Consider the following 17595-nt stretch of genomic DNA (forward strand, 5'->3'; position numbering starts at 1 on the left):
GATAATGGGGGCAGTTTTTTAATTTGAAACAACACGTATAATTTGTTACACTTAGTTTATAATAATTCTAATGTAGATGACGAATTGCAGTTCTTCATGACATGTTCACAAATTATTGATGAACTCTTGTCGAACTGTGCTATAATGAGATTTGTGAATTAGAACGTGTGAGGTGTTATTCATGCATACCATCGTAGTAGGCTTGAATTATAAAACAGCGCCTGTTGAAATACGTGAGAAGTTATCATTCATTGAGAGTGAACTGCCACAAGCAATGGAAGCGCTGCAAAAGCAAAAAAGTATATTAGAGAACGTAATTGTTTCGACATGTAATCGTACAGAAATATATGCTGTTGTGGATCAATTGCATACTGGACGTCATTTTGTGAAACAATTTTTAGCCAACTGGTTTGATTTGCCTGTGGAGACATTTTCTTCGTATTTAACGATTCGTGAAGAAGATGAGGCAGTCGAACATTTATTTAAAGTGACAGCTGGAATCGATTCAATGGTTCTAGGTGAAACACAAATTTTAGGGCAAGTAAAAAAAAGCTTTTTAAGTGGACAAGAGATTGGCACAACAGGAACGGTATACAATCAGCTATTTAAACAAGCAGTAACATTTGCAAAGCGTGCTCATAATGAAACAGCGATTGGTGAGAATGCGGTATCCGTTTCCTATGCGGCCGTAGAATTAGCAAAGAAAATTTTTGGCTCATTACAACGCAAGCATGTAGCTATTTTAGGTGCAGGAAAAATGGGGGAACTTGCAATTGAGAACCTTTACGGTAGTGGTGTAGGGAAAGTTACTGTCATTAACCGTACATTTGAAAAAGCAGAAAGCTTAGCAGCTAAATTCCATGGTGAAGCTAAATCAATGAAGGAATTACAATGTTCTTTGTTAGAAGCGGATATTTTAATTACTTCAACAGGTGCTACTGATTATGTTATTGATTACGAGCTAATGCAATTTGTGGAACGTTTACGTAAAGGAAAACCATTATTCATGGTAGATATAGCGGTTCCTCGTGATATTGACCCACGAGTTGGCGACCTACCAAATGTATTCCTATATGATATTGATGATTTACAAGGTATTGTCGAAGCGAACTTAGCAGAGCGTGAACGTGCTGCTGCTGATATTACTAATATGATTGGCGAAGAAGTTGTGCAATTTAAAGACTGGGTAGCTACTCTTGGGGTAGTGCCAGTCATCTCAGCATTACGTAAAAAAGCAAATCGTATTCAACAAGAGACTATGACAAGTATCGAAAATAAAATGCCAGATTTAACGGAACGTGAACGTAAAATTTTAAGCAAACATACAAAATCTATTATCAATCAATTGTTAAAAGAGCCAATCTTGCAAGCTAAAGAAATGGCTAATTCTCCAAAAGCAAATGAACAGTTACGTTTATTCCAACAAATTTTTGGTATAGAGGATGCTGTGGAAGCTGAAGTTCATGAGATGACAAAGCAAGAGCTTGAGCGCAAAGAACGCGCACAGGTATCTCAGACTTCTACTGAACCAAAGTACTCTTTCTAAATTATCTATTGCGCTCACGTAGAAAGCTGTGATTGTACATGGGTGTTACGCGCAATTGGATTTTCTACTGATATTACATGAGGCGTTTTCGTATCTGTATGGTAAACTAAGGATACGAAAACGTTTTTTTGTTTTCTATGCTAAAATAGTTTATTAATTTCACGACAAAGAAGGGATGTCTATTGGCTGATTTGACCATGACGAGGCTCTATGAAGTGATGATCGTCTTGTATGCGATCAGTCTAGTTTTTTACTTTACTGATTATTTTTATAAGCAAGTACGTGCAAGACGCATTGCTTTTTGGCTTGTTTCATTTGTATGGATGATTCAAAGTGCCATTATCATTTTAACGTTTGTGGAAACGAAGCGTTTTCCGATTTTATCCTTGTCTGAGGGAATACTTTTTTATTCCTGGTTACTCGTGACGTTATCCATTATCCTTCATTGCATAGCAAGGGTGGATTTACCTGTGTTTATTATTAATATACTAGGATTTTTATTCGCTAGTATATTTACTTTTATGCCGAAACGTCCTACAGGAGCTGTCGGGGATACTTTAATTTCAGAGATGCTTTTTATTCATATATCATTTGCAATATTGTCTTATGCAGCTTTTACATTAACATTTGTGTTTGCCATTTTGTATCTCGTTCTATATCGATTGCTGAAAAAGAAAAAGTGGTCGCATTTATGGACTAGATTGCCTTCCTTGCAGCAGACAAGCAGCTGGATGAATATTTCATTTTTCATTGGAATTCCGATGTTATTTATAAGTTTAATATTAGGGTTTGAATGGGCACTATTAACATTAGAGAGTCTTTCGATTTTCGATGCGAAAATCATAGGGTCCTTCATTATTTTAATTTTGTATTGTTTTATCCTATATGTGAATCGCAAAAGCAAGCTGACAGGTACAACTTATGCATGGGTACATATTTATGCCTATCTATTAGTTGTTGTAAACTTCTTCTTAGGTAGTAGTTTATCGCGATTCCATTTATGGTATTAGAAGAAAGGTTGGAGACTGTTGAGAAAAATTATTGTAGGTTCTAGGAGAAGTAAATTAGCGCTAACGCAAACAAATTGGTTCATTAATGAATTAAAAGCGGCTGGTGCACCATTCGAATTTGAAGTAAAAGAGATTGTAACAAAAGGTGACCAAATTTTAGATGTACAGCTTTCAAAAGTAGGTGGGAAAGGGTTGTTTGTAAAAGAAATTGAACAAGCCCTTTACGATAAAGAAATTGACTTTGCTGTTCATTCTATGAAAGATATGCCTGCTGTATTGCCAGATGGGCTAGTGATTGGTTGTATTCCACCACGTGAAGATGCTCGTGATGCATTTATTTCGAAAGAGCATGTTAAATTTGCTGACCTTCCTGCGGGAGCAGTCGTTGGGACAAGTTCTTTACGTCGTAGTGCTCAGCTTTTAACAGTACGTCCTGATATCGAAATTAAATGGATTCGTGGAAATGTTGATACACGCTTAGCTAAGCTTGAAACAGAAGAATATGATGCCATTATTTTAGCAGCGGCTGGTTTGAAACGCCTTGGGTGGAGTGATGATGTAGTCACTGAGTTTTTACCTGTCGAACAATGTCTACCAGCTGTAGCGCAAGGTTCTCTTGGCATTGAATGTCGTGCCGATGATGCGGAGCTTTTAGCCGAATTAGGTAAGTTGACTGATTCATTCACTTGGCAAGAAGCACATGCAGAACGTGCATTTTTAGCTGCAATGGATGGTGGTTGTCAAGTTCCGATTGCTGGTTATGCCACTTCAAATGGGGAAGAAATTACATTAACAGGCCTTGTTGCTGCTCCAGATGCATCTGTTGTGTATAAGGAAACAGTAGTTGGCACAGATGCACAAAAAATTGGAGAAGAACTAGCTGCTAGTTTAACAAAACAGGGAGCTTTCGATTTAATTCAGCGTGTAAAGGCAGAGCAAGATGCCCAGTAATTTACCTCTAAAGGGTAAAACCATACTTTTAACAGGCACATCTAAGACAACAACCATTGTCGAAAATATAACAGCTTTAGGTGGACATGCCATCGTAGCCCCATTAATTGAAACTTGTGAACGATTAGATAGCAAGGATCCTGAACTATTGAACCGCGCTAAGCAATATGATTGGTTGATTTTTACTAGTCAAAATGCTGTAGAAGCTTTTGCTAGTAAAATGCTTCGACATCAATTTAATGCAAGTCATTTCAAAGGAAAAATAGCTTCCATTGGATCTAAAACAACAACAGCATTAGAAAATTTAGGATTTCAAGTGAGCTTTATGCCTTCCATATTTAGTGCTGATATTTTCGTTAAAGAATTTCCGAGTGTAGCGGGTGATCAACCGAGATGTCTGTTTATTCGAGGAGAAAAGGCGAAAAGTACGCTGAAGGATGGATTGCCTTTTGAATTAAAAGAATGGACAGTCTATGAAACGATAGAACGACATGATCAAACATCTGTTATTGTCAGTTACATCCAGCAACATCAAAATGTTACAGTGATTTTTGCTAGTCCTTCAGCAGTTGACGTGTATGCAATGGAAGTTGTTCCACATATTGGCTGGGAAGCAGCTCGCATTGCAGCCATCGGTCATATTACGGAAGCAGCTCTTGAACAATACGGTGCTACTGTGGATATTATGCCAAGCGTTTATACAATGCAAGCAGTCATCGAAGAAATTATGAAAGTAGGGGACAAATCATGACAAAACTACAATTTCAAAGACACCGTCGTTTGCGTGCCAATGCAACGATGAGATCAATGGTAAAAGAAACATACTTACATAAAGAGGACCTGATCTATCCTATTTTTGTAATAGAAGGCGAAAATATTAAAAATGAAGTACATTCAATGCCTGGCGTTTTTCAATTTTCATTAGATAAACTAGAGGCAGAGGTGGATGAGGTTGTAGCATTAGGTATTCCTGCAGTTATTTTATTTGGCTTGCCAGCTGAAAAGGATGCGGTTGGAACAGGTGCATTTCATGATCATGGCATTGTGCAAGAAGCGACTCGACTCATTAAAACACGTCATCCTGAGTTGTTAGTCATCGCGGATACATGCTTATGTGAATTTACGGATCATGGACATTGTGGCTTAATTGAGGGCGATCAAATTTTGAATGATCCTTCATTAGATGTTTTAGCTCGCACGGCGATATCACAAGCAAAAGCTGGCGCTGATATCATTGCTCCATCAAATATGATGGATGGCTTTGTAACGGCAATTCGCGCTGGTCTGGATGAAGCTGGTTTTGAACATATCCCGATTATGTCCTATGCAGTCAAATATGCATCCAGTTACTATGGACCTTTCCGTGATGCTGCAGATGGTGCTCCGCAATTTGGTGATCGTAAATCCTACCAAATGGATCCATCAAATCGTCTAGAGGCATTCCGTGAAGCGGAGTCAGATATCGAAGAGGGCGCAGATTTCCTAATTGTCAAGCCTGCCCTTAGCTATTTAGATATTATTCGAGACATGAAAAATAACTATCCATTACCGCTTGTTGCGTATAACGTTTCAGGTGAATATGCAATGATTAAAGCGGCTGCTATAAATGGTTGGATTGAAGAGAAAAAAGTTGTGCTTGAAACATTATTAGGCATGAAACGTGCAGGCTCTGATTTAATCATTACGTATCATGCAAAAGATGCTGCACGTTGGTTGGAGGAGAAATAAATGACACGTTCTTACGAAAAATCAAAACAAGCCTATGCTGAAGCTGTTCAATTAATGCCGGGCGGTGTAAGTAGCCCAGTACGTGCATTTAAATCAGTAAATATGGACCCGATTTTCATGGAATCTGGCCATGGGGCAATCATTAAAGACATTGATGGCAATGAATATATTGATTATGTATTGTCTTGGGGTCCGTTAATTTTAGGACATACACATCCAGAGGTAGTGAAAGCAATTGCAGATACAGCTGCGAAGGGTTCTTCCTTCGGTGCTCCAAGCTATACAGAAAATCGCTTAGCTCAATTAGTATTAGACCGTTTACCAGGAATGGAAATGATTCGCTTTGTTTCTTCTGGAACAGAGGCTACTATGTCTGCATTACGTGTAGCACGTGGTGTGACAGGACGTGATAAGATCTTAAAGTTTGAAGGGTCTTATCATGGTCACGGTGACTCCTTATTGATTAAAGCTGGTTCTGGTGTTGCCACATTAGGCCTACCTGATAGCCCTGGCGTACCTGCAGATATCGCCCGCAATACGTTGACAGTTGCCTATAATGATTTAGAAGGGGCAAAAGTGATTTTTGAGAAATTTGGCACAGAGTTAGCTGCAGTCATTGTGGAGCCAGTAGCAGGAAATATGGGTGTTGTACCTCCACAACCAGGTTTCTTAGAAGGTTTGCGTGCACTTACTTCAGAGCACCGTGCATTATTAATCTTTGACGAAGTCATGACAGGTTTCCGCGTAGATTATGGCTGTGCACAAGGGTATTTTGGGGTAACGCCTGATATGACTACTTTAGGTAAAGTCATCGGAGGTGGTCTCCCTGTAGGCGCATTCGCTGGGAAAAAAGAAATTATGGAGCAAGTAGCACCAGCTGGACCAATTTATCAAGCAGGAACATTATCGGGGAATCCGTTAGCGATGACAGCTGGTTATGAAACGTTATCCCGTTTAGACCATGGTACGTATGATTACTTTAAAAAATTAGGGGATCAGCTTGAGGCTGGTTTCCGTGAAGCAGCAACTAAATATAATATCCCGCACACTGTTAATCGTGCAGGCTCTATGATTGGCTTCTTCTTCACGAATGAAGATGTCATTGATTTTGCTTCTGCTAAAACATCAGATTTACAATTATTCGCTGAATATTTCCGTCTAATGGCAGAGGAAGGTATTTTCTTACCTCCTTCTCAATTTGAGGGACTATTCATCTCAACAGCTCACACGGAAGAGCACATTGCGACAACAGTGGCAGCATTCCATAAAGTATTTGCGCAATTAGCGCAATAAAATTTGATAGAGCATGCTAGAATTATTTCTAGCATGCTCTTCTGCTGTTGAAAAACAAAACCATCACTAGAATTTTTGCGAAAGGGGAAAATGGTTTCCGTTGTAGGCTACTTGCTTTCCTATGGCTCACCTCTTTAGCTATCCCATGGGATTCAAGCACCTTCCACCCCACCCCATAAAAATGTTTCTTAATAGCAAGATTTTCAAATAAAGTAAAAGTGTTCACTACTCATTTTATTTAGAGGTGTTGTCACTCACGAACGCCCCCCTGGAAAGGATGCTAGCGGAATGGAATAAACCCTCGCTTTGTAAAATTGCTTTATATCCCATTGACATTACCTTTTTTAATGGATTAAGCAGAAGGCATTATAGTGCTTGAGGAATACATGAGTAAAAAGGAACAATAGCATATATTTACTAGTAAGTACGCTCAACTATACTGGATGAAGGACCTGCTTTTGTCAAAATTACATCTTTCAGCATAGCCAAATTGTGGGCGATATCGTTTATAATATAGCTATTCATAAAAGAAAGTAGTGAATTGATATGGCAACAGGCACACACACGGTCGAAGTACCCGTAGGGATTGAACATGTATGGGATTTCGTTAGTGATATGGAAAAATGGGCAAAGCTTGTCCCTGGTTATAATGCACATGAAATGATTGATGAGAAACACTCCACTTGGACTTTTAAAGGCAATGTTGGCGTTTTGAAAAAAACAGTTGAAGTAGAAATTACAATCTTAGAATGGATAGCACCATCAAAAGTTACATTTGAATTAAAGGGGCTTTCTGATAACTTCACAGGAAATGGCTATTTCCTCGCAGAAAGTATCGACGCTGAAAATACTAAAATGACAGGATTCTTAGAAGTCATTGCAGGCGGGTTAGCTGGCCCTGTTCTCAATCCAATTTTTAAACCGATCGTACCAAAGGCAACACAAATGCTAACAGATCGTGTAGCTAATAAAATTAAATTAGTAAATGTTTAATGATACGAACATCCATGGGAATGGCATGCTAGACTATTACTTCTAGCATGCCATTTTTTTAGTAGTATCTATTTTTAACTCTGTTCAAATGGCAACATCCTAGCATACTATCCTTCAAATCGTCATATGATGCAAAGGGAGGGATTATTATCGAACACAAAACTTGGAATATGCGCGAAACATTTTGTTTTCCTGGATATGGCTGCCCAACTGAAATAGCAGCTGTTCAAATTAAGCCACAGTGGCAGGCAATGCAGTTAGAGGATTCTTTGCGACTTATGGGCATCTATCATATCACCGCACACGTTCGCTTTGATTTTCAAGATATGCAAGCATTTGCGGAAAATGAAGATTTAATTACAATTGATGCCCTTGATATTCAAGGAGATACTGGTTATTTTGAGTATGCCGTTCCTTTACATGTGGATTTACCAAAAGAATCAGATGTCAAAGATTTAATGGTCAAGGATATTCGCCCTAGTCTAACAAATCAGATGTGTCAGCTTGAGTGGACAGTCACAAGTGCTTTCAATGAATATGAACCTGTTGTTGAAAAAGATGTGTTAGACAATCCGCACCTATCAACACATGCTTTCGAACAAGAGGAGACATTGGCTGCAATTGAAGAAARTRTTCAAGTGAAACAACCWGCCGCAGTAGCAGCAGCTTCACGCCAAGAGAATTCTACAACAGTTGACCAAAAAGCTGTATTAAGAGAATCCTCAAGCCATATTGTTGTACGCGAATCCAGTACTTGGCATGAAGTGCMTTCTATGATTTGGGATCTAACAGAAGAATATACACCGCTTAAAGTTCGTGTTTCAAATGATGTCTTTCAAAAGTAAATAGCAGAGAAGAAGCAGGAGTAATAAGAAGACTAAATCACCTGATGTTGGCACAATAATGACACGGATAAACTGAAAAGCACAAATCGGCACGATGATGGTTCTGCAATAAAAACGAACTTGTCGTAGCCAAGGTGGTAAAAGCCAAGGGTTATACTTGCGTCGTCGCATTTGAATTGTCACTTCCTTTTCTATTTACTTTCCTCTTACTAAAAGATGACTAAATCACTTGAAAAATGACACGATCCTGCGGTACAATAAGGAAAATCAAATACAGATGCTATGATAGGGAAGAGTAAATTTTGACTACATTTTCAGAGAGGAAACGGTAGCTGAGAAGTTTCTATTTGTACGAAATTGAAGGTAGCCCTTGAGCAGCTTTAGTGAACTAATAGTAGTTAAAGCCGGTTAAACACCGTTACCGAATTGAGAGCCAGTAGAATAGGCTGAGAAAATATGTTATTTAATATTTATCTTAACCCTGCTGGAATTAAAGGTGGTACCGCGAACTAAAACTCCTTCGTCCTTTTAGACGAGAGGAGTTTTTTTATTGGGTAAAAAATAAATAGTATTTCTTTACCAACAGTTTTCAAACAATAGGAGGAGTCAATATGACAGAAAACATTTCAATGCCAACTAAATATGACCCACAGTCCATTGAAGCTGGTCGCTATGAATGGTGGTTACAAGGGAAGTTCTTCGAGGCACAGCCTGAAAGTGGGAAAAAGCCCTATTCAATCGTTATTCCACCACCGAACGTAACAGGTAAATTACACCTTGGTCATGCTTGGGATACAACATTGCAAGATATTCTCATTCGTATGAAACGCATGCAAGGCTATGATGCCCTATGGTTGCCAGGTATGGACCATGCTGGTATAGCAACMCAGGCAAAAGTAGAAGCCAAGCTGCGTGAGGATAATATTACACGTTATGATTTAGGACGTGAAAAATTCCTCGAAAAAACATGGGAATGGAAAGAAGAGTATGCTGGACATATTCGTGATCAATGGGCAAAGCTTGGTCTTGGATTAGATTATACACGTGAACGTTTCACATTAGACAAAGGTCTTTCAGATGCCGTAAAAACAGTTTTTGTTCAGTTATATGAAAAAGGTTTAATTTATCGTGGTBAACGTATTATCAACTGGGACYCAGBAGSAAAAACAGCATTATCTGATATCGAGGTAATTTATCAGGATGTGCAAGGTGCCTTCTATCATATGAAATATCCATTAGCTGATGGCTCTGGCTATGTAGAAGTTGCTACAACACGTCCCGAAACCATGCTTGGTGACTCTGGGGTAGCTGTTCACCCGAACGATGAGCGTTACCAGCACTTAATTGGTAAAAACGTTATTTTACCGATTGTAGGTCGCGAAATTCCAATTGTTGCTGATGAGTACGTTGATATGGAATTTGGTACTGGGGTTGTAAAAATGACACCAGCCCATGATCCGAACGACTTTGAAGTTGGTAATCGTCATAATCTAGAGCGCATTCTAGTAATGAATGAAGACGGCACAATGAATGATCTTGCTGGCAAATATAAAGGAATGGATCGCTTCGAATGCCGCAAGCAAATTGTTGCTGATTTACAAGAAGCAGGTGTGTTAATTCGCATTGAAGAGCATATGCATTCAGTAGGACACTCTGAACGTTCTGGTGCTGTTGTTGAGCCATATCTTTCAGCACAATGGTTCGTTAAAATGCAACCACTTGCTGATGCTTCCCTAGAGCTGCAAAAGGACGAAGAAGGGAAAGTAAACTTTGTTCCTGCTCGTTTTGAAAACACATATTCCCGCTGGATGGAGAATATACGCGATTGGTGTATTTCTCGTCAATTATGGTGGGGCCATCAAATCCCAGCCTGGTACCATAATGAAACAGGCGAAATATACGTAGGTAAAGAAGCCCCAGCAGATGCAGAAAACTGGACGCAAGATGAAGATGTACTAGATACATGGTTCTCTTCAGCACTATGGCCGTTTTCTACTATGGGTTGGCCAGATGAAGCAAATGAAGAATATAAACGTTACTATCCAACAAATACATTAGTAACAGGCTATGATATTATTTTCTTCTGGGTTTCTCGAATGATTTTCCAAGGCCTTGAGTTTACAGATCAACGTCCATTTAAAGATGTGCTAATTCATGGTTTAGTACGTGATGGTGAAGGGCGTAAAATGAGTAAATCACTTGGCAATGGTGTTGATCCAATGGATGTCATTGAACAATACGGTGCAGATTCATTACGCTACTTCTTAGCTACTGGTTCATCACCTGGTCAAGATTTACGCTATACAACTGAAAAAGTTGAAGCAGTATGGAACTTTGCCAATAAGATTTGGAATGCATCACGTTTTGCGCTTATGAATATGGATGGTATGACATATGATGAGATCGATTTAACTGGTGAAAAATCTGTAGCTKACAAATGGATTTTAACGCGCTTAAATGARWSSWYWGRASGMGTAACCTCTCTTGCAGAGCGTTATGAATTCGGCGAAGTTGGCCGTGAATTATACAATTTCATTTGGGATGATTTCTGTTCTTGGTATATTGAAATGGCAAAATTACCACTTTACGGTGAGGATGAAGCAGCTAAAAAGACAACTCGATCTATTTTAGCTTACGTACTAGATCAAACAATGCGTCTTTTACATCCATTTATGCCTTTCATTACAGAAGAAATCTGGCAGCACTTACCACACGAAGGTGAATCTATTACAGTGGCAGCATGGCCAACAGTACGCACAGATCTTCATTTTGCTGATGAAGCAGATAATATGAAGCTCCTAATGGATATTATACGTTCAGTACGTAATATTCGTGCGGAAGTAAATACACCGATGAGCAAAAAAGTACCGTTGTTTATTTCAGCGAAAGATGCAGCAACAGCAGCTGTACTTAAAGATAATCAAGCATATCTAGAAAAATTCTGTAATCCTGACACTTTAACAATTGGTGAAGGTTTAGAGGCCCCAGGACAGTCAATGACCGCTGTTGTGACAGGAGCACAGGTATTCCTGCCTCTTGTTGGACTGATCAATCTTGAGGAAGAAATTGCCCGTCTTGAAAAAGAATTAGAGAAATGGGCAAAAGAAGTAAAGCTTGTTACAGGTAAATTATCGAATGAGAAGTTTGTCTCGAAAGCACCGGAAGCGTTAGTCAACGCAGAACGTGAGAAATTAGCAGATTACGAAAGCAAGCATGCAGTTGTGTTAAAACGTTTAGAAGAATTAAAAAATATGTAAAGACGAAGCAATGGATGACGAAAAARTCATCCAKTGYTTTTTTTATGTAGAGCTAAAGATATACATTGAATTAGGAAAAAATATATAGTATTATTTTAAATAAATTGGTCTAATAGATGATGTGCAGCGCTGAACTAATAGGAAACAAAACCTAATTTCATGTTATTTAGCCGTGAAAAACCAAATCTAAATAGATGGTTTTTTAGATAGACAGTCTTTATTAGTAAAGAAAATAAGAGCCAATGGAGGTGTTGAGAATGTCAGGAAATATTGCAACCATTATTACAAAAGTCAACAAAGCATGTGATGAATTAGACTTTGTAAGCGCGAGAGTATTGATCGAAACGAATCTCTTAAAATTATCCGAAGCAAAGTATTATCGTTTATTGAATACAAGTGGCCGTGTCCTGATTAAGCACATATTAGCAAATAGTAATCCCCAACAGGATAGCACTAAATTATAGTGAACAGATTTAKTAACGATCCAAAAAATTAATGAATATTGCTCAGATTTTGATATATCGATGCTAAAAAGAACGTTAAAAAATGCTTTTGACTTAGTGCAACGCCCAGATGTTCATCCATTATTAAATAGTGATGCAAAAACCATTTTAAATAATATGGGTGCTTTATTAGGTGCTCACAAAGTACACTAAAATAATATTAATACGAACACGCAGTTGCTAGCTGCGTGTTTTTTGTATTTTGTCATTTGGCTATGTTATTAAACGTTACTTGTACTAAAATAAAGATATTGCAGTAAGAAGGAGTGTTTCTTTTGTTTAACACAATGAACGAATGTACAAAATTTATTTTTACATTAAAAGCAGTTGATCATAAACGTGCGCCACTTGTCCTTATGCGAGAAGTACTAGGGCATTTAGATGAACCTCACAACAAGCTAAGAGTAATCCATGTAGCAGGTTCAAATGGTAAAGGTTCTACGGTGAACGCATTAAGAGAAATGCTTCAACATGCAGGCTACACTGTAGGGGCATTTACGTCTCCACATTTAGAGCGAGTTAATGAACGTATGACCATTAACGGCCACCAAATTTCGGATGAGCAATTTCTCTACTATTTCAATAAACTTGCGAAAATTATAGAAGAACACTACAATGGTGAATTTCCAAGCTTTTTTGAGGTAGTTACACTCATTATGTTTCAGTATTTTGCACATGAAGGTGTAGATATAGCGCTTATTGAGACAGGGCTTGGAGGGCGTTTGGATGCGACAAATGTCGTAACACCGCTTTTAGCTATTATTACAACGATCTCGTTAGAGCATACAGCCTTTTTAGGCGACACTTTCGCAAAGGTTGCMGCTGAAAAAGCTGGCATCATCAAGGAAGGCATACCAGTTGTTGTAGGTGTTCATAATGAGGAGGCATTGGCTGTCATTAAAGCTACKKCAGAGGAACGACATGSGACGTGCTATGTTTTAGGTCAAGACTTCATGGTGACAAATAGTTGGCAAAGTACTGACKATCAGCATTTTACATATGAAAAGGACCCTGTCTTGATGAAGGATGTACCATTAAAAATGGCTGGTMAACATCAAATAAATAATGCAAGTTTGGCCATCACAGCCATACTAACATTAYGTGAGCAGGSGACAATTGTCATTACTGATGATTCTATTTGTCAAGGTCTACAATGTGCGCAATGGGCAGGCCGCTTTGAGCAATGGCCGAATCAAATTGTGCTAGATGGTGCTCATAATTCAGAKGGGACAGCTGCTCTGATCCAAACACTAAAAAATGTCTATCCAAGAWACAATTATMGMTTTATTTAMGCGGCATTAGCAGATAAGGATCATGCTAACAGCATAGAACTAATGGATGCTGTTGCCACCTCGATCACTTTTACACAAATAGATCTACCGAATGCAATGCCTGCTGAAAGCTTAGCGACGTTGTCGACTCATGCAAATAAAACGGTTCATACAGAATGGCTAAAAAGCCTTCAAACACTATTACAAGAACGCCAAAAAGAGGATATTGTTGTCATTACAGGCTCATTATACTTTATAGCACAAGCTCGACAGTGGCTACAGGAGGAAGGACGATGATCCCAAACTTTGATCATTATAAAGAGAAATGGCAGGTTAAAAGTGATGATATCATTAAACCAGGTCTTACAGCGATTGAAGAGGCTTTATCATATTTAGGTAATCCTGAGCAAACTTTGCGTGTTGTCCACTTAGCGGGTACAAATGGCAAAGGCTCTACGTTAACATTTCTAGAGGCAATTGCACAAGAACATGGCTTACGCGTGGGCAAATTTATGTCACCATGTATCGTTGATGTTCATGACCAAATTCAAATAGCTGGTCAACCTATAACAGAGGCTGAAATGGATCAAGTTTTCCAACAGATGCATGAGGCTGGGCTGAGTGGCAAACTAACCGATTTTGAATTGCTGACGGTGGTGGCATTTTTACATTTTGTCAATGGGCAGGTGGATATTGCGCTGATTGAAGCGGGAATGGGTGGTTTATTGGATAGTACAAATGTGGTAACACCTATTGTCTCTATTATCCCAAGTATTGCTTTAGAGCACACAAAGTTTTTAGGGGATACGCTTGAAAGCATTGCACACCATAAAGCAGGTATTATTAAACAACAACGTCCAGTTATTATTGGTGATTTGCCTGATGAGGCGAAGCGAGTTGTGGATGCAGTAGCCGTTCGAAAAAAAGCCACTCTATTTGCATTAGGTCAGCATTTTGCCATTAAGCAAACAACTGATGGAGAAAGCTATATGAATGACGTACAGCATTTCCAAATTGCGAACCTGAATCGTTCTATGAAGGGGACACATCAGGGAAACAATATGGCTCTCGCCATTACAGCATTTTTTGAAGTGGCGTCAGAATTAGACGTGTCTATTGATCAAACAGCTATTCGTCAAGCTGTGCAAAAGGCCTCTATTTTGGGACGCTTTGAAGAAATAAAGCCTTTCGTTATATTGGATGGTGCGCATAATCCTGCAAGTGCTGAAAAATTAATAGAAACGATTCAGTGTGAATATCCAAATGAGCAGATAACATTTGTCGTTGGCATACTAGCAGATAAAGATGTTGAGCAGATTCTCGGAATTCTAGAGCAGGTGAGTGATGACTTTTACTTCGTCGATTTTGCTAATTCACGAGCAATGCCAGCCCATCAAATGGTCAAACTTTCTCATGCAACAGCGAAAACAACCTTGCTTGACTATGCATCCTTTATACAGGCACAATCACATAGACAGCAGAGAACCATTGTAGCAGGCTCGTTATATTTATTAACAGAGGTTCGTCATAGATTAAAACAATGAAATAACTAGGGCTCTTGATAGGGAGTCCTAGTTTTTTTATGGCTGCAAATTTAGGATTGCAATGAGTTCCGTATCAAAAAATAATAAATTCGCATTTACCCTTTGGAATGTACATATAATATCATATGATGTTGGCATAGATAGGTGGAAGGATGAGGTGATAGTTGAATGAAAATTGTAAGTCATGTGATGAAAAAACAAATATTTCGAGCAATGATTATTGGTGGATTTGTTGGTCTATTAGGTGTAGCAATTTTTCTGGGCGTTTTACAAGCCAGCACACAGTTACCTTTAAAGAAAAATGGTAGTGAAGTGGCAAATAATCAATCACAAACAGAAACGATTCCAACTGCCGGGGAGACAACCAATACATCTAATGCATCGATGTTTTATGCAAGCCAAGCTGGCGTGTATTCAAACTATGAGAGCGCAAGTTCATTTGTTGCTGAGTATCCTGCCTTAAAAGAGAGCGCGATCGTTCAAGTTGATGACAAGTTTTATGTGTGGACAAGCATGGTGACGGAGGAAAGTCAGCTAAAATTTTTACAGGACCCCGCAACCTTTAAAAAGGCATTTAGCGTCAGTGGTGAAAGCTGTAAAGAACCTACCTTGGCAGAACTACCAACTGCTTTAGCAGATAAAAATGCCGCAAAATTAAATTTTAAGGAAAATGGCAAGGACTCAACGCTACCTGAGGATTGGCAGTCCATTGGCGCAGCGGCCTCTACTATTTCCAACGATATCAACATCATTCGTCTGCATGTTTTTGCACATTACCAATCTAAAAATACGTGTCTTCAAGTGAAGTTTTAACAATAAATAATAATGAAATCTTCATTATCTTGTTTTTTTGAAAATTTTCAAATTGTGCATTCTTCTGTATCATAAGGATAAGGAGGAATGATCAGATAATGTTAAAAACAAATCATAAGCTTGTCCTTGCTTCTGCTTCCCCTAGGCGCAAGGAATTGCTTAACATGCTAGCACTCCCGTTTGAAGTCTTGACAAGTGAAGTGGAAGAAACAAGTGTACAAGCTCATACAATGCAGGATTATGTAAAAGGAGTAGCTTTATTGAAGACGCGTGATGTAGCCAAAAAAGCAGTTAATGCCACGATTATTGGTGCAGATACAATCGTTGTTTACAATCAAGAGCTACTACATAAACCTAAAACGCGTGAGGAAGCTATTTCTCACTTATTACGTTTGTCAAATAACAAACATAGTGTGATGACTGCGGTCGCTATAATCGAACCGAATGGAAAGGAAACGACCTTTGTGGAAGAGACTACAGTTGTTTTCCACCGTCTATCGCAGGAATTAATCGAAGCTTATGTAGATTCAGGAGATCCTTTTGATAAAGCGGGTGGTTATGGCATTCAAACGATTGGTACACTATTAGTTAAAAGMATTGMAGGWGATTATAACAATGTTGTAGGTTTACCACTTGCAACTTTGTTTTCGMAATTGGTGGATCTACAGATAGTCCAATTTGCGAAGGAGTGAATATTTTTGCTAGAAGACGCTTTACCAACTTTGATGATACGAGATGTCAATATAGAGGATCGTCCCCGTGAACGGCTATTACGACAAGGAGCTGAGAGTTTATCGAATCAAGAGCTACTCGCTATTTTATTGAGGACAGGCACAAAGGAAGAATCTGTGCTTGTTCTTGCAAATAGGGTGTTAAATGTTTTTGAACGACTCCATCATTTGAAGCATGCAACCATCGAAGAAATGATGGCTATTAAAGGAATAGGCGAGGTGAAAGCCATTCAATTAATGGCTGCTGTTGAACTTGGTAGAAGACTGGCTCAAAAACATAATGATGAGAAATTCACAATACGTTCTCCACAAGATGCAGCAACTTACTTAATGCCTGATATGACCTCGCTTAATCAGGAGCATTTTGTTGTGCTTTTTTTAAATATAAAAAATCAAATTATTCATAAGCAAACGATTTTCATTGGCAGTTTAAATGCATCCATCGTTCATCCTAGAGAAATATTTCGAGAAGCTGTCAAAAGGTCTGCCGCTTCTATTATATGTGCCCACAACCATCCAAGTGGGGTGCCAACACCGAGCACGGAGGACATTGAAGTAACAAAGCGAATTGTTGAAGCAGGCTATATTATAGGGATAGAGTTAATTGATCACGTCATCATCGGCGACCATCAATATATTAGTTTAAAGGAAAAAGGATATTTTTAACTCTGCATACAATATGCAGAGTTTTTTATGATGAATCCATTTTGTTGTATAGAAGATTCTATTACTATAAATGACCTTAATTATAACCAGTCATAAAATTTTTGTATTTTTTTGTGGTATATTGGCGAACCTTTTTTCTTACATAACGTTAATGTATTCATAGAAAAGCAATTATCTTCACAAAAATTGGTAGCCTGATACACATTGTCTTATGGGAATAAAAATTATATGCTAATCTATACGTACTATTTTTAGTTTAAGAGGGAATTAAAATAGTATCTTTTCTGTGAGATGAAGTATGTGATACTACAAATTCTTGCGTTTTTCCGTTATAATGAACGGTATGAATTTTATCTTTATTCAGGGAGGACTCCCATCAAAATTGGTGGTGAGGTGAATGAGTGTGTAGTTTTTTCATAGGTGTAAACTACCAACTGATGGAGA

At 38.5% G+C, this 17595-nt stretch carries 15 protein-coding genes, 1 pseudogene and 1 other annotated feature; all 16 genes and pseudogenes read left to right on the top strand.

The features are described from left to right. Window positions 1-181 precede the first annotated feature (181 nt). The 16 genes and pseudogenes from hemA to radC all read left to right on the top strand — a co-directional run bounded on the left by hemA (window position 182) and on the right by radC (window position 17151). Entirely contained in the window at window positions 182-1546 is a 1365-nt protein-coding gene (gene hemA / locus ACHZEU_RS20895) for a glutamyl-tRNA reductase (RefSeq protein WP_048395129.1), read from the top strand. Between the two features lie 182 nt (window positions 1547-1728). Then, the gene (locus tag ACHZEU_RS20900; RefSeq protein ID WP_004226624.1) at window positions 1729-2556 is read left to right on the top strand and encodes an inner membrane protein YpjD; all 828 of its coding nucleotides are present in this window, start codon (window positions 1729-1731) and stop codon (window positions 2554-2556) included. Between the two features lie 18 nt (window positions 2557-2574). Continuing rightward, window positions 2575-3507 (top strand): hydroxymethylbilane synthase, encoded by a 933-nt coding sequence (hemC, locus tag ACHZEU_RS20905; protein WP_054550018.1) that lies wholly within the window; start codon window positions 2575-2577, stop codon window positions 3505-3507. Next, window positions 3497-4258, top strand: coding sequence for a uroporphyrinogen-III synthase (locus ACHZEU_RS20910; RefSeq protein ID WP_279495632.1), 762 nt, complete (start codon window positions 3497-3499; stop codon window positions 4256-4258). Before hemC ends, ACHZEU_RS20910 begins: the two co-directional genes overlap by 11 nt. Beyond that, on the top strand, window positions 4255-5235 hold the full coding sequence (gene hemB, locus ACHZEU_RS20915) for a porphobilinogen synthase (RefSeq protein ID WP_048395134.1): 981 nt from the start codon (window positions 4255-4257) through the stop codon (window positions 5233-5235). Before ACHZEU_RS20910 ends, hemB begins: the two co-directional genes overlap by 4 nt. After that, complete coding sequence (gene hemL / locus ACHZEU_RS20920) at window positions 5236-6528, top strand: glutamate-1-semialdehyde 2,1-aminomutase (RefSeq protein WP_259419348.1); 1293 nt, start codon at window positions 5236-5238, stop codon at window positions 6526-6528. It begins immediately after the preceding gene. A gap of 546 nt (window positions 6529-7074) precedes the next feature. Then, window positions 7075-7521: a CoxG family protein gene (locus ACHZEU_RS20925; RefSeq protein WP_048395138.1), complete on the top strand. Its 447-nt coding sequence runs from the start codon at window positions 7075-7077 to the stop codon at window positions 7519-7521. Between the two features lie 170 nt (window positions 7522-7691). Further along, complete coding sequence (locus ACHZEU_RS20930; protein WP_404803725.1) at window positions 7692-8366, top strand: valyl-tRNA synthetase; 675 nt, start codon at window positions 7692-7694, stop codon at window positions 8364-8366. A gap of 273 nt (window positions 8367-8639) precedes the next feature. Next, window positions 8640-8897 (top strand) — a binding site (T-box leader). An 80-nt stretch (window positions 8898-8977) separates the two neighbouring features. Continuing rightward, window positions 8978-11623: pseudogene (locus ACHZEU_RS20935) on the top strand (valine--tRNA ligase). 257 nt (window positions 11624-11880) lie between these two features. Further along, complete coding sequence (locus tag ACHZEU_RS20940) at window positions 11881-12087, top strand: hypothetical protein (protein ID WP_404803726.1); 207 nt, start codon at window positions 11881-11883, stop codon at window positions 12085-12087. Window positions 12088-12147: 60 nt separating this feature from the next. Continuing rightward, window positions 12148-12279 carry a hypothetical protein gene (locus tag ACHZEU_RS20945; protein WP_404803727.1) on the top strand — a complete coding sequence of 44 codons (132 nt, stop codon included), beginning with the start codon at window positions 12148-12150 and terminating at the stop codon, window positions 12277-12279. Between the two features lie 134 nt (window positions 12280-12413). Continuing rightward, window positions 12414-13694: a bifunctional folylpolyglutamate synthase/dihydrofolate synthase gene (locus tag ACHZEU_RS20950; protein WP_404803728.1), complete on the top strand. Its 1281-nt coding sequence runs from the start codon at window positions 12414-12416 to the stop codon at window positions 13692-13694. Further along, window positions 13691-14941, top strand: a complete 1251-nt coding sequence (locus ACHZEU_RS20955) for a bifunctional folylpolyglutamate synthase/dihydrofolate synthase (RefSeq protein ID WP_404803729.1) — start codon at window positions 13691-13693, stop codon at window positions 14939-14941. Before ACHZEU_RS20950 ends, ACHZEU_RS20955 begins: the two co-directional genes overlap by 4 nt. A 168-nt stretch (window positions 14942-15109) precedes the next feature. Further along, the gene (locus tag ACHZEU_RS20960) at window positions 15110-15754 is read left to right on the top strand and encodes a hypothetical protein (protein WP_004226648.1); all 645 of its coding nucleotides are present in this window, start codon (window positions 15110-15112) and stop codon (window positions 15752-15754) included. A 98-nt stretch (window positions 15755-15852) separates the two neighbouring features. Continuing rightward, on the top strand, window positions 15853-16446 hold the full coding sequence (locus ACHZEU_RS20965; protein ID WP_404803730.1) for a Maf family protein: 594 nt from the start codon (window positions 15853-15855) through the stop codon (window positions 16444-16446). A gap of 33 nt (window positions 16447-16479) precedes the next feature. Beyond that, window positions 16480-17151 (top strand): DNA repair protein RadC, encoded by a 672-nt coding sequence (gene radC / locus ACHZEU_RS20970; RefSeq protein ID WP_175400705.1) that lies wholly within the window; start codon window positions 16480-16482, stop codon window positions 17149-17151. Window positions 17152-17595: the final 444 nt, after the last annotated feature.

This window comes from Lysinibacillus sp. S1 (assembly GCF_044986265.1).
GTDB classification, from domain to species: domain Bacteria; phylum Bacillota; class Bacilli; order Bacillales_A; family Planococcaceae; genus Lysinibacillus; species Lysinibacillus capsici.

Bases quoted from the DNA above. Each gene is read 5' to 3' on its own strand.
- hemA (WP_048395129.1), top strand. From the start codon at position 182: ATGCATACCATCGTAGTAGGCTTGAATTATAAAACAGCGCCTGTTGAA.
- ACHZEU_RS20910 (WP_279495632.1), top strand. From the start codon at position 3,497: ATGCCCAGTAATTTACCTCTAAAGGGTAAAACCATACTTTTAACAGGC.
- hemB (WP_048395134.1), top strand. From the start codon at position 4,255: ATGACAAAACTACAATTTCAAAGACACCGTCGTTTGCGTGCCAATGCA.
- hemL (WP_259419348.1), top strand. From the start codon at position 5,236: ATGACACGTTCTTACGAAAAATCAAAACAAGCCTATGCTGAAGCTGTT.
- ACHZEU_RS20925 (WP_048395138.1), top strand. From the start codon at position 7,075: ATGGCAACAGGCACACACACGGTCGAAGTACCCGTAGGGATTGAACAT.
- ACHZEU_RS20940 (WP_404803726.1), top strand. From the start codon at position 11,881: ATGTCAGGAAATATTGCAACCATTATTACAAAAGTCAACAAAGCATGT.
- ACHZEU_RS20945 (WP_404803727.1), top strand. From the start codon at position 12,148: ATGCTAAAAAGAACGTTAAAAAATGCTTTTGACTTAGTGCAACGCCCA.
- ACHZEU_RS20955 (WP_404803729.1), top strand. From the start codon at position 13,691: ATGATCCCAAACTTTGATCATTATAAAGAGAAATGGCAGGTTAAAAGT.
- ACHZEU_RS20960 (WP_004226648.1), top strand. From the start codon at position 15,110: ATGAAAATTGTAAGTCATGTGATGAAAAAACAAATATTTCGAGCAATG.
- radC (WP_175400705.1), top strand. From the start codon at position 16,480: ATGATACGAGATGTCAATATAGAGGATCGTCCCCGTGAACGGCTATTA.